The sequence below is a fragment of the Phreatobacter sp. GW821-FHT04C01 genome (genome assembly GCF_059420385.1).
The window spans coordinates 19,097-33,016 of sequence record NZ_JBWKTP010000002.1; the positions used below are offsets into that span (position 1 = coordinate 19,097).

Here is a 13,920-nt window from a genome sequence, read left to right on the forward strand (position 1 = left end):
TTTCAGGCCTTGCGGGAGCGGATGCCATGTCCGTCGTCATGCCGGTTCCTCCGAATTGGCGATCGTCTCGCATCGTGGCGCGGGGGCGGCAAGGCGGCTGGCCAGGCCCGCCAAGGCGCCGACGATGCCGGCGGGGGCGATGAGCAGCACGAGCGTCAGCGTGCCGCCATAGAACATGCCCTGGACTTCCTGGCCGGGTACGTATTTGACGATCAGCGTCAGCAGGATCGCTCCGACGACGGGGCCGAGGACGAACCGGCTGCCGCCGACCACTGCCATCAGCAGCGCACTGATGGACACGTGCATGCCGAGCGATTCCGGGCTGATGAAGGTCGTGTAATGGGCATAGAGCCAGCCCGCGAGGCCGGCGATCGCGGCGCCCAGGCTGAACATCTGGCTCTGGACCTGCCGGATGCCGATGCCATCGGCGCCGGCGCGCAGCGTGTCGTGCCGGATGGTGTGGATCGCGCGGCCGAATGCGCCCGAAACGGCGTTCGCATAGAGCAGGACCACAACCGTCACGCAGATCCACGCGACGAGGTGGAAGCTCCAGGGCGAGTCGAGGCCATCCAGCGCGGGCACACCGGAAAGCCCGATATAGCCGCCGGTGAATTCACCGCCTGAGCGCAGGCCGACATCGACGATCTTGCCGAACAGCAGCGTCGCGATGGCCAAGGCGAGTGGCGAGAGACGGACGACCTGATAGGCGACCGGATAGGCGCACAGCGCGGGAAGCAGGATGGCCGCGGGCAGGCTGGCAAAGGGTGACCAGCCGTAGCGGATGGTGAGGATCGCCGTGGCATAGGCACCGAGTGCCGCGAACGTGCCCTGCGCCACGGAGAGGATGCCGACCTGGCCATAGGTGACGCCCACCGAAAGGGCGATCAGGGAATAGATCGCGATCAGGGTGGAGACATTGAGCCAGACGAGATTGTCGCCGATCAGCAGGCAGGCGATGGCGATGCCGACCGACAGGATGACCGCCGAATGCCCGGCGAGCCGCCGGATGCGGTTTTGCGCAGGGCCGCTCATGCCCGGCCTCCCGACGTGATCTGGGACGGCCGCGCGACCAGCACCAGGAAGATGAAGACGAGAGGCAGCAGCACGCTCACCTCATGCGGGGCGTAGGCCGTCGAGAGAGCCTCGACCGTGCCGATCGCGAGCCCGCCGAAGAAGCCGCGCAGGGGGCTATGCACGCCGAAGATGATCGCGGCGCCAAAGCCTGCCAGGGTCAGGTCCATTCCCACCGAATAGTCGAGGCCGAAGGTGTAGAGATAAAGCAGCCCCGCGACGCCGGAGAGCACGCCGGCGGCGACGAAGGTGAAGAACTGGACCAGGTTCACCGGGATGCCCGCCAGCGTCGCGCCCCTGGCATTGACGGCCGCGGCCCGGATCGAACGGCCGAGCGGCGTCTTGAAGAGGATCAGCATCAGCGCGCCGAGCAGTGTCAGCGCCACCACCAGATTGATGCCCGCTTGCGGCGAGATCGAAATGCCGAAGATGTGCCAGTAGGTGTCGAACAGGTTGCGCGTGAACGGGTCCTTGCCGAGCAAGGTCAGCACGAGCGATTGCAGGAACACCGCGAAGCCGAAACTGGCCAGGACGAGCGCCAGGTGATCGCCGGAGCCGCGTCGACGCAGCAGTTCCGAGACCAGGCCGATGCAGCAGGCGGCGGCCACCGCGGCGAGCACGCCCGCCGCGAGCCCGAACGCACCTCCGACGACGAAGGCCGTTCCCGCCGCGAAGACCGCATAGCACCCCAGGGCGAAATCGATGGTGCCGGTCGCCACGAAGAGCAGGCTGAGCGGCATGGCCAGCAGGCCATAGTTCACGCCTAGGATCAGGCCCCGGATAATAAACTCGAACATGTCGCTCTTCCTCTGGACGAAACCAGCCTGCGAGAAGGCTCTGGGACGGTTTTGTCCTGATCAGCTCAGGGTCACGTACTTGCCGGAGCGGATCTCGGCCGGGACCAGCGTCTTGTCGGTCCAGCCATTGTGATCTTCAGGCGAGAAACAGGCGCTGGATGCTGCGAAGGTCTTGAGACCGCAGGTGCCCTCCATCGCCAGCCTGAGCTTGTCGCCGACCGCCGTGGGATCGGCCTGAAGCGCCTGGACGATATGCAGGAGGGCATTGGTCGCCGAGATCTCCGGAAAGCCGGCCGGCAGTTTGCCGGCCGCTGCGAGAAGATCAGCCAGCTTCTTCAGCTCCGGGGTCGGATCATCCCAGTTGCCGAGCAGCATGGCACGGATGCCGTCGCCATCCTTGCCGAGCGCTTCGGCGAAGGCCCTCTGGCCGAAGCCGATGCCGCCCCACAGCGGCGCGGTCAGGCCAACCTGCCGTGCTGCGCGGGCGAAGGACGCGGCGAGCGTCGGCGGCGACACCTGCACGATGACGGCTTCCGCGCCAGCGTTTCGCAACTTGGTGGCCTGCGCGGTCAGATCCGTCGCCGCGAGCGAGGAGGTGACCTTGGCGACCACTTCGAGACCGTATTTCGACGCCGCCTCGGAGACGAAATCGGCCGTGAACTTGCCGTATGCGTCCTCCTGATAGAAGATGCCGATGCGCTTGGTTCCGCTTGCCGCCAGTCTCTGGAGCATGCTCGCGGTGGTCACCGTGTCGTCGGGCTGGGCCCGGAACACCCACGGGTAGAAGGTGTTCGCCTTGGAGATGACCGGCACGCTTGCGACGTTTGCGGCGACGGGAATCTTCGAGCGGGCAGCGACCGGTGCGAGGGCCAGGGCGCTGCTGCCGCTCGTCGGCCCGACGATGGCGACCACCTTGTCCATCTGGATCAGCTGAATTGTGCCGCGCACGGCTTCCGTGGGATTGGTTCCATCGTCGAAAACGACGAGCTGGAGCGGGTGCCCGCCGATGCCGCCACGGGAATTGATGTCGTTCACCACCGCGGTCACGGCGTCGCGCTGGGGCACGCCGACACTGGCAAGGGGGCCGCTCAGGCTGGCGACGAGACCGATCTTGATCGGCGCCTTGCCCTGCGCCAGGGCGGGCGCGTCCGGGAGCAAGGCGGCCAGGCCGGTGGCGGCGATACCACGCAGAAACACGTCACGGCGAATGAACATCGATTTCCCCCTCGTGTGAAAAAACACGCTATCGTCGACCTTGCCCGGCGGTGCTCGCTGGAACTTGACGGTCAAACATATGCGTACAGGTTGAGTAGTTTCTCAACATGTCCGTACATTAATAAAGCTCGCAGGGGGAAGTCAATTCCAAATATGGGTGGAGTGGCTGCCGGCGGCGCTTGCTGGCGCGCGCGGGCGCCGGTTTCGACGCCGCACTGCAGGCGATGTTGTCCGTATAAGATGGGCGGGCGAGGTGCCGGAGCCCGCGCCGCGCTGCAAGGTCACCGGCCGGGTTTGTCGGCGCTCGCGGCCGCGCCGCGTTTCTGGAGCGTCATCGCGTAAGTGAAGCGGTCCGCCGGGTGGAGGTTGAACGCCACCTCGACGAGCTCGCCGTTCGTGAGCCTGTAGGATCGCGAGATCTCGACGGCCGGACTGCCGGCTTCGCTGGCCAGGAGCCCGCCGATGTCGTCGGGCATGCGCGTGACCCGCAGAACTTGCCGCACCTCGCCGACCTGCACGTTGTACATTTCCTCGATCCAGGAATAGATCGTGCCGGGTTGCCGCCCGATCATCAGGCCGACGCCGGCATAGTCCGAATGGACGAAGACCTCGGTCCAGCAGACGGGAATCTCCTGGCCCGGCCTCATTCGCAGACCTTCCAGCCGCAGCCAGCGTTGACCGACCAGGCAGCCGAGCCGATCGGCCAGTGCTTCGTCGGCGATGACAATCCCGCTTTTCGCGACTTCGTATCGCACTTCGGTCGCATATTGCAGCAGTTCTTCGAGCGAGGAGACCGACGAAGTATAGACCAGGGGCGGGGAGCGCCGCAGCACGGTGGAGCCGGCACCCTGGCGCGACGCGATCAGCCCTTCGTCGCGCAGTTCCCGAAGCGCGATGCGGATGGTATGGCGGCTGACGTCGAACTGATGGCAAAGATCATCTTCCGTCGGAAGCTTCTCGCCGACCTCCCAGGTGCCGGAAATGATCTGCTGCCGGATGATGTTCACGATCGTGCGATAGCGGGGGATATTGGTTGATCGGCCTGGTTCGTCCTGCGCGTCGAGCTGCGCCATATCTTCGTTTCCTTCATCCGGTCGATTCGTTCACGCGCCGTGCTGATCTTGCTTTCGTGCCGGATCAGGTTGGCGCTCACGGCGAACCTCGCTCGCGGAGATCGTGTGGACCGGATCATCTCGCTTCTGACTTGTTCGGTCAACTGCAGGGGCCGATGCGGTGCGTCCGATCAAGCTGTGGCTTCAGATGGCCTGCGATCCTGCAGCTCCCAGTCCCGCAGGCTGAAGCCGGGTTGCGCCGCGTCGGCGGGTGTCAGGCGGTTCTCGCGCGCCAGGAGCTTGCGGCCGGCGACGAAATCGCCGGGGCGGTTCGCACATTCCACCGCCACGAGCTGCTCTCGCCTGAACAGCAGCACCGAAAGGGCTTCCGAGGCCGGGGGCTGCATGACGACCGCGGTGCTCTCCGTATCGGACAGTCCGGCCATTTGCAGCTTCTGGTCACCCTGGTCCGACCAGAACCAGGGCAGGGCTGTGTAGGGGGCGGGCTTGCCGACGACGCGCGCGGCGACGGCACGCGCCTGGTCGCTGGCGTTCTGCACCGATTCGAGCCGTAGCCTTCGGCCGGATCGCGAGCAGGGAAAGCTGGCGCAATCGCCGATCGCGGAGATCCGGGAATCACCGGTCAGCAGATGGGCGTCCACCGTCACGCCGTTTTCGACCGGGAGCCCCGCTTCGGCGGCGAGCCGGATGTTGGGTTCGACGCCGATGCCGACCATGACGAGATCGGCGGGCAGGACCCTGCCATCGGTCAATTCCACGGCCGAAACCGTGCCGGCGCTTCCACGGATGCGCGAAACGGCCGCGCCGAAGCTGAAGGTCACGCCGCGGCGGGCATGGGTGTCGGCGATCAGGGCCGACATCGGCCGGGAGACCGCCCGCGCGATCGGCCGGGCGGCCTGCTCGACCACGTGAACGGCGGCTCCGGCGGCCCGTGCGACCGCGGCGAACTCCAGGCCGACGAAGCCGGCGCCGATCACGACGATCTGCCGGGCATCCGAAAGCCGGGACTTGATGGCGTCCGCATCGGCCAGGTTGCGCAGTTCGAGCACCCCATCGAGCGTTGCGCCTTCCACCGGCAGCCGCCGTGCCTTCGCCCCGACGCAGAGCACGAGGTGGTCGTATTCGAGCCGCGAACCGCCGGCCAGGCCAATGTGGCCGGCCGCGCGGTCCAGCGTTTCGACCGGGTGCGACAAGAGCTCGATCCGGTTGTCGTCGAAGAATCTGCCGGGCCTGAAGACGAGGCTGTGCGCGCTCATCTTGCCTTGGACATAGGCCTTGGACAGCGGCGGGCGCTGATAGGGGAGGCCCGGCTCCGCGTCCACCAGCACGATCCTGCCGTCGAAACCTTCCTGCCGCAGCGAAGCGGCTGTCTGGAAGCCGGCCTGGCCGCCGCCGACAATGACGATGCTCCTCAAAATCATTGAACAAATTCTCCGTGCTGGGGGGCGCCGTTCACGCTCGATATCGCCGCAACGGCGCGGTGACGGGCTTGTTTCGCTGCAGAGGCCACCTTCTGATGGCTTGACCGGCTTTGTATCCCAGCCTACTTATACGTACAAGTTTTACAGTTGCCGTGCCTCCGGATGAGAGGTGCGGCGCAATCCGGGGCAGAGCGATGAAGTTGAAGGGCCTCCGGGTCGTGGACCTTTCGGTGTTTCTGCCGGGCCCCTACCTGACAATGAGCCTTGCGGATCACGGTGCGGAGGTCATCAAGATCGAAGCGCCCGGGGCAGGCGATCCGGGCCGCGCCATCGGTCGGAAGGATGGTCCGGGTGGGGTGTTCTTCCGGACGATCAACCGCGGCAAGCGCAGCGTGGTGCTGGATCTCAAGACCCCCGATGGCCGGGAGGCGCTGCTTCGGCTGGTGGATACCGCCGATGTTTTCGTGGAGTCGTTCCGGCCCGGGGTCATGAAGCGCCTCGGTTTCGATTTCGAGGCCATCGCCGAGCGCAATCCCCGCATCGTCTACTGTTCCATCAGCGCGTTCGGCCAGGACGGCCCGTACCGGGACCGCCCGGCCCATGACATCGCGACCCAGGCGATCGCCGGCGTGCTGAGCATTACGCTCGGCGCCGACCGTCAGCCGGCGATTCCGGGAATGGCCGCAGCCGACATCGTGACGGCGCTGCAGGGCCTCTCGGGCATCCTCATGGCGCTGTACCGCCGCGAACGGACCGGCAGGGGCGATTTCATCGACGTCTCGATGCAGCAGGCGACGCTCGCCGCCTGCACCAATGTGCTCGGCACGGCGCTCGCCGACGGCCAGCAGCCGCGCACCGAGGACGAGCGCTCACTTGGCGGCTCGGCATTCTACCGGATCTATGCAACGTCCGATGGTCGTCACCTGGTTCTCGGCGGACAGGAGATGAAGTTTGTCCGGACGCTGCTCGAAGCCCTCGGACGGCCCGATTTCGCGGCGCTGTGCGAGCGCGGGGCCGGGCCGCATCAGGCGCCGCTCATCGCGTTTCTGGAAGCGGCCTTCCGGCAGAGGACGCTCGCCGAATGGATGGCCTGGCTCGACGGGCGCGACGTCTGTTTCTCTCCCGTGAACACTTTGCCTGAAGCCCTCGACGACGCGCAGATTGGCGCGCGCGGGGCGGTCTGCACCGACGCCGATGGCCGGCGCCACCTCGCGCCGGCGATCCGCTTCCGGAACGAGCCGGCATCGCCCGATTGGCGCGAGCCCGAACTGGGGGAGGCGACGCTGTTCTATGGCGCGCACCCGGTTCCGGCGCAGCGGTGAATGCCGCGCGACGTCCTCAACGCATCACATGGCAATCAGGAGCAAACCACCATGTCATCGGTCACGCAAAACCAGACGCGACGGAGCCGAACTCAGATCGGCCGCTATCTCGAGGACTTCGAGATCGGCGACATCTACGAGCACCGTCCCGGCCGGACGATCACCGAGTCCGACAACATCAACTTCTCGCTGATGACGATGAACATGCATCCGCTGCACTGCGACCGCGCCTATGCGGAGAAGAGCGAGTTCGGCCGGCCGCTGGTCAATAGCGGGCTCAGCCTGGCGATCGTGCTCGGGATGACGGTGAACGACGTCAGCGGAAAGGCGATCGCCAATCTCGGCTGGAAGGAGATCAATCTCGTCGGGCCGGTCTTTCCGGGTGATACGCTCTATGCCGAAACGGAGGTCCTGGAGAAGCGCGAATCCAGATCGCGGCCGACGCAGGGCATCGTCACGGTCAGGACGCGTGCCTACAAGCAAGACGGTTGCGCCGTCATGGATTTCATCCGTAGCGCGCTGGTGCCCAAGCGCGGCCATGGCGCGGACGATCTCTGATACGCAACGGCCCCCGCAGTTCTCCGGCGGGGGCCATGGCGACAAATGGAGACTGCGGATTTAGTGCTGGGGCGCGAGTTCCACGGTCAGCCCGTCCCATTCGGGCCTCATGACGATCTGGCAGCTCAGCCGCGACCGTTCGCGGTCATAGGTGTCGAGCAGACCGAGCATCTCGATCTCGACTTCCTCGCGCGGCGGCAACCGGTCGCCCCATTCCGGCGCGACATAGACGTGGCAGGTCCCGCAGGACGCATAGCCGCCACAGGTGCCCTCGACCGGCAGTCCGGCGTCGCGCAAGGCGTACATCACCGGTGTGTCCTCGCCGATCTCGACATCGGTTGTCTCGCCCTTCTCCTTATCGATAACCCTGACATTCAGCATGAGCTTCTCCGTTTCGTTCGATGGTCATGCGCTGAGGCAGGCGCCACCCGGGTGGCTTGCGCGGTGGCGCCTTCCTTCAGGCGAGATGACGGCCCGGGCGGGCCGGCGGGCGTTACTCGGCGGCCTCGGGACCCCGGCTTTGCAAGGCATGGAGCCGGGTGAACTTGATCGGCACTTCCTTGAAGGCGGAATAATGCGTCGCCGTCTCGGGAACCGGCGGCCGGCGCTCGTCGAGGGTGAGGCCGGCGCGATAGAGGCCACGCGCAATGGCGACGAGGCTGCCGTCGACGTCGGTGCGGGCCTTCATGCTCCGGTTGCCGACGACCAGGGGCCGGCCCGGACAGGCATGCGCGCCCGCTCCGAAAGACAGTCCCCAGGGGGCCAGGTCGCCGACATCGCGGTGGGGATTGAACGTATCCGCGTCGCTGCCGAACCGGTCCTTGCTCATATTGGCGGGGATCAGCAGCAGGGCGACACTTTCGCCCTGTTTGATCTCGCGGCCGCTGGCAAGGCGGACGTCGCGCAACGCAGTGCGCACGCGCGCCGGCGCGCCAACGGTGAGCCGAAGCGATTCAAAGGCGGCCGACCGCAGAAAGTTCGGATCGGTATCGAGCAGGCTCCGGTCCGCCGGATGCGTCTCGAACCATTCTTCCAGCCGCAGCACCAGCAGGATCAGGCTGCCCGACGTGGTTGCCGAGGCTCCCACCAGGAACAGGCAGATTTCGCGCAATGGCAGATCGTCGTCGCCGTCCCAGGCGTCCTCGTCATGCAGCAGGGTTTGCATCAATACGTCTTTTGGAGCGTCGGCGGCCTGCCGCCGGCCATCCTTCACCTCGCGGGCGATTTCCATCCGCTTGTCGTAGGAGGCCTTGAAGAACTCCGCCTCGAATTCCTTCTGGGCGATTTCCGCATCGGCCAGCACCTTCGCCACCGGCTCGCGGGAAAATTCGACCTGGACGCCGGCACCGATCCGCTTCACCAAGTCAACCAGCCGGTCGGTGGCCTGCGGCGTGCTTTCGCAGTCGACACCGGCCACCGCCGCGGCAATCCGCTGGATGCAGCGCTGGGCCAGCGGCACGAGGTCGGCGTAGAGAACGCCATCCGCCTGCGTTTCCGAACTCGCCAGATCGGCCAGCGTCCGGTGGATCGAAGGATTGAGAAACTGCTCGCGCGTGGTCGCGATATGGCTGTCGTTCATGATGCGGCTGAGGATGCCGCGCCGCTTCATGTGCCGCTTGCCGTCAACTGTGATCAGGGTGTCCGTGATCAGCTTCTCGCGCGCATCGGTGAAGCCGCCCTGGATGAAGTTCGACGAGAGCAGGATCTGGTTGATTTCATCGAACCGCGAGATCTGCGACATGTGGGCGACGGATGGCAGATCCATGTGATCGCTGGCGAACGGTATCGTTGAAAATTTCATCTCTTCCTCTCCTTGCCGCAGTTCGCGTCGCCGGACCGGTCGTTACGGTTCGGCGCGCGTTTCTGAGATTTCGTCCGTTCGGATCGCCGTTCTTGTTCCGCATCCGCGCAGGGGAGCGTCGTGATCGCCCTTCACGGATCGGTCTTGATGCTCGAATTGCGCCGTCGCGGCGATTCTCATAATCGATGCCATGCTATCGATCAAATGTTATCCGTACAAGATGCGAGTGTGTGTCCTGGCTCTGCTTTTGAAGTGTAGGCGCCATGCGGAAAAATTCCCTTTCCATGCACGATGGCTGATCATAAGATGAAAGTTGTTCGTACATATTGGCGGCTGTAGAGAGGGTGGTCATGCGCGTTCTGGTCACGGGAGGAGGTGGCTTTCTCGGCGCCTTCGTCATCAGGAGAATGCTTGCCCGTGGCGCGCAGGTGAGGGTCCTCGACGTCAGTGGCGACCGCGCTCTGGCGCGCGCGATTGCGGGCGACGAAGCGGACCGGATCGACTGGATTGTCGGCGACATCAGCCATGCCGGGACGGTGGACGAGGCCGTGCGCGGGTGCACGCATGTCGCCCATATCGCCGGCGTCCTGACACCGGTTTGCCGCGCCGACCCGCTGCGGGGTGCCGAGATCAACCTCATGGGAACGCTGCACGTCTTCGAGGCCGCGCGGCGGCATGGCGTCGAACGGATCGCCTATACGAGCTCGGCCGGCGTCTACAGCGAGACCCAAGGGGCCTATCCCGACCCCTCGACCCATTACGGCGCGTTCAAGCTCGCCGCGGAAGGGTCGGCGCGGGCCTATTGGGAGGACCATCGGATCAGCAGCACCGGCATCCGCCCGCTCGTCATCTACGGTCCGGGCCGGGACGGCGGGCCGAGCGCAGGCATCAGCCTCGCCTGCCGGGCGGCCGCGGAGGATAAGCCCTATGTCATCCCGTTCTCCGGCCTTTCCGGCTTCGTCTATGTCGACGAGGTGGCGCGGGTGGTCGAGATCGGCCTCGACGCCGAGCCGGGCGCTCGGATCTACCCGATGAAGGGCGAGGTCGCGACCGTCGACGAGATCATCGCCACCATCCGGACGCACCGGCCCGCCGCGCGGCTCGCCTGCGAGGGCAAGCCGATCTGGCTGACGACGGCGTTCGACGACGGCGCGCTCTACCGGGATCATCCCGGCCATGAGCGCGTCCTCCTCGCCGATGGTCTCAAGCGCACGCTGGACTTCTACGCGTCGCGGCATTGACCCGCGCGCGGCGCCGGGCCCGGCTGGCGCCGGCCCTGTTCCTTCCCCGCACTGCGGCGCATGTGGTGCGCCTCCTGCTCCCGCGCGTGCGGGTTCAAATCATCGACGAGGTAAGAGATGAATACGGCAACCGGCATGATGGTCACGGCATCCCACGCCGTCCTGCGCATCCTGTCCGACAACGGGATCGACCGCATCTTTCTGGTTCCCGGCGAGAGCTTCCTGTCGCTGCTCGACGCGCTGGGTGATTTTCCCGGCATCGATCCGGTGACCTGCCGGCACGAATCCGGCGCCGGTTTCATGGCCTGCGCCGACGGCCGGATGACCGGGCGCCCGGGCGTGCTGATGGTGAGCCGCGGTCCGGGCGCCAGCAATGCGGCCATTGCGGTGCATACGGCGCAGCAGGACGCGGTGCCGCTGCTGATGATCGTCGGCCATGTCGCGCGGGCCGATATCGGCCGGGCCGCGTTCCAGGAAATCGACTACCAGGCGATGTACGGCTCGATCGCGAAATGGGTCTTCCAGATCGCCGATCCCGCACAGATCCCGGAAGTCTTCATGAAGGCCGTGCGGCTGACCACGGCCGGCACGCCGGGCCCCGTCGTCGTCGTCCTGCCCGAGGATGTGCAGCAGCAGCCGATCCCGCTGCCGCGCCGCGCCGTCTATTCGGCGGGCAAGACCGTGCCGACGCCCGGAGAGGTCGACGGGGTGCTGCAACTGTTGCGGGCGGCGAAACGGCCGGTGCTGATCGCCGGGGGCGCGCTGGAAAGCGACGAGGGGCGCGCGGCGCTGCTGGCGTTCTCCCGGGCCTGGCGGGTGCCGCTGGCGGTGTCGCTCCGGCGGCACGATCTGTTCCCGAACGAAGACCCGCTGTTCCTCGGCCATCTGGGGCACGGTTATCCCGCGCCGCTGCTCAAGCTGCTGGAAGGCAGCGATCTGATCCTCGCTATCGGCACCCGTCTCGGCGACATCACGACCCAGGGCTACGCCTTTCCGCGTCTTCCGGTGCCGGACCAGACGCTCGTCCATTGCTATCCGGATACCGGGGCCGTGGCCTGGAACTATTCGCCGGCGGTCTCGCTCGCCTGCGATCCGGTGTCGCTCCTGCGTGACCTCACGTCGGCGCATGGCGCCGGCGAGCCGGACTGGGCGCCCTGGGCCGCAAGCCTGCGACGCGCCTATGAGGCGGGCAATGCATGGCCTGCCGGGCAGCCCTCCGACGGCATCGAGTTCAGCCATGTGGTCCGGGAGATGCTCCGGCAGGCCAAGGATGATCTGGTGCTGTGCGTCGATGGCGGCGCGTTCACGGTGCCGATCTACCGTTATGCGCGCTACACGCCGCCGCAGCGCCTTCTCAGCCCCCTCGCGGGAGCGATGGGCTATGGCGTCCCGGCGGCCCTGGCCGCCCAGCTGCGCCTGCCGCGGTCGAAGGTCGTCTGCATGGTCGGCGATGGCGGGTTCATGATGACGGGCAATGAGATGATCCTGGCCATCGAGCGCCGGCTGCCGGTCCTGTTCATCCTGGCCAACAATTCGAGCTACGGGTCGATCCGCATGCACCAGGAACGGGAATTTCCCGGCCGGGCGATCGCGACCTCGCTCACCAATCCCGATTTCGTGGCGCTCGCGGCGGCATTCGGGATGAAGGGCCGGGTGCTCAGCCGCCATGACGATATCGCGGCGGCGATCGAGGAGGGCCTCGGCGCCAATGGGCCGTTCCTGCTCGAGGTCAAGACCAGCTTGGAGGCCATCCTGGGTCGCTGATCCAGCCGTCCCGAAGACCTTGCGGTCGGAGCGGAAGCCGGTCGCGTCGGTTTTTGAATCTTGTCCTTGCAAGTTGTCATTTATTCCATATTGTACGTACAACAAATCGAGGCGGCAGCATTTGGCCGCTGCTCGATTCCGGGAGGCCGCCATGAATGCACACCCCGGCGCCGACATCAGGCGCTATGCCAATCACATCAACGGACAGGAGACCCAGGGGCGCGACGGGGCGACCTTCGCGTCGGTCAATCCCACCACCGGCGCGCTCTGGGGGCATTTCGTTGAGTCCGGCGCGGTCGACGTGGATGCAGCGGTGCGCGCCGCGCATGCCGCGTTCGAGGGACCCTGGGGGGCTCTGTCGCCGACCCGCCGCGGCCGCCTGATGATGCGATGGGGCGAACTGATCTGCGCCGATGCCGACCGGATCGGAACGATCGAGACCGAGCAGAACGGCAAGCTGTTCGCCGAGATGCGCACGCAGGCGCGCGTCGCCCAGGACTGGCTGTATTATTTCGGCGGTCTGGCCGACAAGATCGAAGGCAGCGTCATTCCGCTCGATCGGACGAGCGTGCTGAACTACACCGTGCGCGAGCCGCTCGGCGTGGTCGCCGCGATCGTGCCGTGGAACTCGCCGACCTTCCTGACGATCATGACCGTCGCGCCGGCGCTCGCCGCCGGCAATACGGTTGTCATCAAGCCTTCCGAAGTGACGTCCGCCTCGGCCATCGAGCTGGCGCGCCTGGCGGAGGCCGCGGGAATTCCGCCCGGCGTCATCAATGTCGTCACCGGCGGCAGGGCGGCGGGGGAGGCGCTGGTCGACCATCCGCTCGTGGCCAAGGTCTCCTTCACCGGCAGCGACGCCGCCGGCCGCGCCATCGCGGCCCGCGCCGGGCAGCGCCTCGTCGGTTGCACGCTCGAGCTCGGTGGCAAAAGTCCGAACATCGTTTTCGACGACGCGGATCCGGACCAGGTCGAAGCCGGCGTCCTCTCGGGCATTTTCGCGGCTGCCGGCCAGACCTGCGTGGCGGGCTCGCGCGCCTTCTTCCAGGAGAAGATCTATGACCGGCTCGTCGGCCGGCTGGTCGAGCGGGCGCGCAATATCCGTCTCGGCGACCCGTTGAAACCGGAGAGCCAGATGGGTCCGGTGGCGACGGCGGCCCAGCTCGCAAAGGACGAGCGGATGGTGGCGCGAGCGGTCGCCGACGGTGCGGAGGTTCTGGCCGGCGGCGAGCGTGTCCGCCTCGATGGCCTGGAGAACGGCTTCTTCTACGCGCCGACCATCCTGCAGGGGGCACGGTCGGATGACTTCATCATGCAGAACGAGGTGTTTGGCCCCGTACTGTGCGTCGTGCCGTTCAAGGACGAAGACGACGTCGTCGCCATGGCGAACAGCACGCCCTTCGGGCTCGCCGCGGGCGTGTGGACCAACGATATCCGCCGCGGCCATCTCATGGCGCGGCGCCTGCGCGCCGGCACCGTATGGATCAACACCTATCGGGCGCTCGCCTTCAACTCACCCTTCGGCGGCTACAAGGACAGTGGCCTCGGCCGTCAGAACGGCGCGGAGGCGGTGAACCAGTTCCTCCAGACCAAGAGCGTCTGGTGCGAGTTGAGCCGGGACATCCAAGACCCCTTCGTCATCAAGACCTGAGACGAG

The 13,920-nt window shown here is 66.4% G+C and carries 12 protein-coding genes; 5 read left to right on the forward strand and 7 right to left on the reverse strand.

The genetic code is table 11. From position 1 onward, the window contains the following. Positions 1-36 precede the first annotated feature (36 nt). The 5 genes from AC07WJ_RS07170 to AC07WJ_RS07190 all read right to left on the reverse strand — a co-directional run bounded on the left by AC07WJ_RS07170 (position 37) and on the right by AC07WJ_RS07190 (position 5,577). Entirely contained in the window at positions 37-1,032 is a 996-nt protein-coding gene (locus AC07WJ_RS07170; RefSeq protein WP_494933875.1) for a branched-chain amino acid ABC transporter permease, read from the reverse strand. Then, entirely contained in the window at positions 1,029-1,868 is an 840-nt protein-coding gene (locus AC07WJ_RS07175; RefSeq protein WP_494933876.1) for a branched-chain amino acid ABC transporter permease, read from the reverse strand. The genes AC07WJ_RS07170 and AC07WJ_RS07175 overlap by 4 nt, the downstream gene beginning before the upstream one ends. 60 nt (positions 1,869-1,928) lie before the next feature. Next, positions 1,929-3,083 (reverse strand): ABC transporter substrate-binding protein, encoded by a 1,155-nt coding sequence (locus tag AC07WJ_RS07180; protein ID WP_494933877.1) that lies wholly within the window; start codon positions 3,081-3,083, stop codon positions 1,929-1,931. A gap of 281 nt (positions 3,084-3,364) precedes the next feature. Continuing rightward, positions 3,365-4,156 (reverse strand): GntR family transcriptional regulator, encoded by a 792-nt coding sequence (locus AC07WJ_RS07185; RefSeq protein ID WP_494933878.1) that lies wholly within the window; start codon positions 4,154-4,156, stop codon positions 3,365-3,367. A 170-nt stretch (positions 4,157-4,326) separates the two neighbouring features. Beyond that, positions 4,327-5,577: an NAD(P)/FAD-dependent oxidoreductase gene (locus tag AC07WJ_RS07190; RefSeq protein ID WP_494933879.1), complete on the reverse strand. Its 1,251-nt coding sequence runs from the start codon at positions 5,575-5,577 to the stop codon at positions 4,327-4,329. A 194-nt stretch (positions 5,578-5,771) separates the two neighbouring features. Between AC07WJ_RS07190 and AC07WJ_RS07195 the strand changes: the two genes are divergently transcribed. Both AC07WJ_RS07195 and AC07WJ_RS07200 read left to right on the forward strand, forming a co-directional pair. Further along, entirely contained in the window at positions 5,772-6,899 is a 1,128-nt protein-coding gene (locus tag AC07WJ_RS07195) for a CaiB/BaiF CoA transferase family protein (RefSeq protein ID WP_494933880.1), read from the forward strand. A gap of 51 nt (positions 6,900-6,950) precedes the next feature. Next, complete coding sequence (locus AC07WJ_RS07200) at positions 6,951-7,457, forward strand: MaoC family dehydratase (protein ID WP_494933881.1); 507 nt, start codon at positions 6,951-6,953, stop codon at positions 7,455-7,457. 60 nt (positions 7,458-7,517) lie between these two features. Here the strand turns inward: AC07WJ_RS07200 and AC07WJ_RS07205 are convergent, their stop codons facing one another. After that, positions 7,518-7,838, reverse strand: coding sequence for a 2Fe-2S iron-sulfur cluster-binding protein (locus tag AC07WJ_RS07205; protein WP_494933882.1), 321 nt, complete (start codon positions 7,836-7,838; stop codon positions 7,518-7,520). A gap of 112 nt (positions 7,839-7,950) precedes the next feature. After that, positions 7,951-9,258 carry a cytochrome P450 gene (locus AC07WJ_RS07210; protein ID WP_494933883.1) on the reverse strand — a complete coding sequence of 436 codons (1,308 nt, stop codon included), beginning with the start codon at positions 9,256-9,258 and terminating at the stop codon, positions 7,951-7,953. 350 nt (positions 9,259-9,608) lie between these two features. Here AC07WJ_RS07210 and AC07WJ_RS07215 point away from each other — a divergent pair, with 350 nt between their 5' ends. The 3 genes from AC07WJ_RS07215 (at position 9,609) to AC07WJ_RS07225 (ending at position 13,914) form a co-directional block, all read left to right on the forward strand. After that, positions 9,609-10,499, forward strand: a complete 891-nt coding sequence (locus AC07WJ_RS07215; RefSeq protein WP_494933884.1) for an NAD-dependent epimerase/dehydratase family protein — start codon at positions 9,609-9,611, stop codon at positions 10,497-10,499. A gap of 117 nt (positions 10,500-10,616) precedes the next feature. Next, entirely contained in the window at positions 10,617-12,263 is a 1,647-nt protein-coding gene (locus tag AC07WJ_RS07220; RefSeq protein ID WP_494933885.1) for a thiamine pyrophosphate-dependent enzyme, read from the forward strand. Positions 12,264-12,336: 73 nt separating this feature from the next. Next, positions 12,337-13,914 (forward strand): aldehyde dehydrogenase, encoded by a 1,578-nt coding sequence (locus AC07WJ_RS07225; protein ID WP_494933886.1) that lies wholly within the window; start codon positions 12,337-12,339, stop codon positions 13,912-13,914. Positions 13,915-13,920 lie beyond the last annotated feature (6 nt).

Coding starts and splice junctions, on each gene's coding strand:
- AC07WJ_RS07170 (WP_494933875.1), bottom strand. CDS start 1,032: ATGAGCGGCCCTGCGCAAAACCGCATCCGGCGGCTCGCCGGGCATTCG.
- AC07WJ_RS07175 (WP_494933876.1), bottom strand. CDS start 1,868: ATGTTCGAGTTTATTATCCGGGGCCTGATCCTAGGCGTGAACTATGGC.
- AC07WJ_RS07180 (WP_494933877.1), bottom strand. CDS start 3,083: ATGTTCATTCGCCGTGACGTGTTTCTGCGTGGTATCGCCGCCACCGGC.
- AC07WJ_RS07185 (WP_494933878.1), bottom strand. CDS start 4,156: ATGGCGCAGCTCGACGCGCAGGACGAACCAGGCCGATCAACCAATATC.
- AC07WJ_RS07190 (WP_494933879.1), bottom strand. CDS start 5,577: ATGATTTTGAGGAGCATCGTCATTGTCGGCGGCGGCCAGGCCGGCTTC.
- AC07WJ_RS07195 (WP_494933880.1), top strand. CDS start 5,772: ATGAAGTTGAAGGGCCTCCGGGTCGTGGACCTTTCGGTGTTTCTGCCG.
- AC07WJ_RS07200 (WP_494933881.1), top strand. CDS start 6,951: ATGTCATCGGTCACGCAAAACCAGACGCGACGGAGCCGAACTCAGATC.
- AC07WJ_RS07205 (WP_494933882.1), bottom strand. CDS start 7,838: ATGCTGAATGTCAGGGTTATCGATAAGGAGAAGGGCGAGACAACCGAT.
- AC07WJ_RS07210 (WP_494933883.1), bottom strand. CDS start 9,258: ATGAAATTTTCAACGATACCGTTCGCCAGCGATCACATGGATCTGCCA.
- AC07WJ_RS07215 (WP_494933884.1), top strand. CDS start 9,609: ATGCGCGTTCTGGTCACGGGAGGAGGTGGCTTTCTCGGCGCCTTCGTC.
- AC07WJ_RS07220 (WP_494933885.1), top strand. CDS start 10,617: ATGAATACGGCAACCGGCATGATGGTCACGGCATCCCACGCCGTCCTG.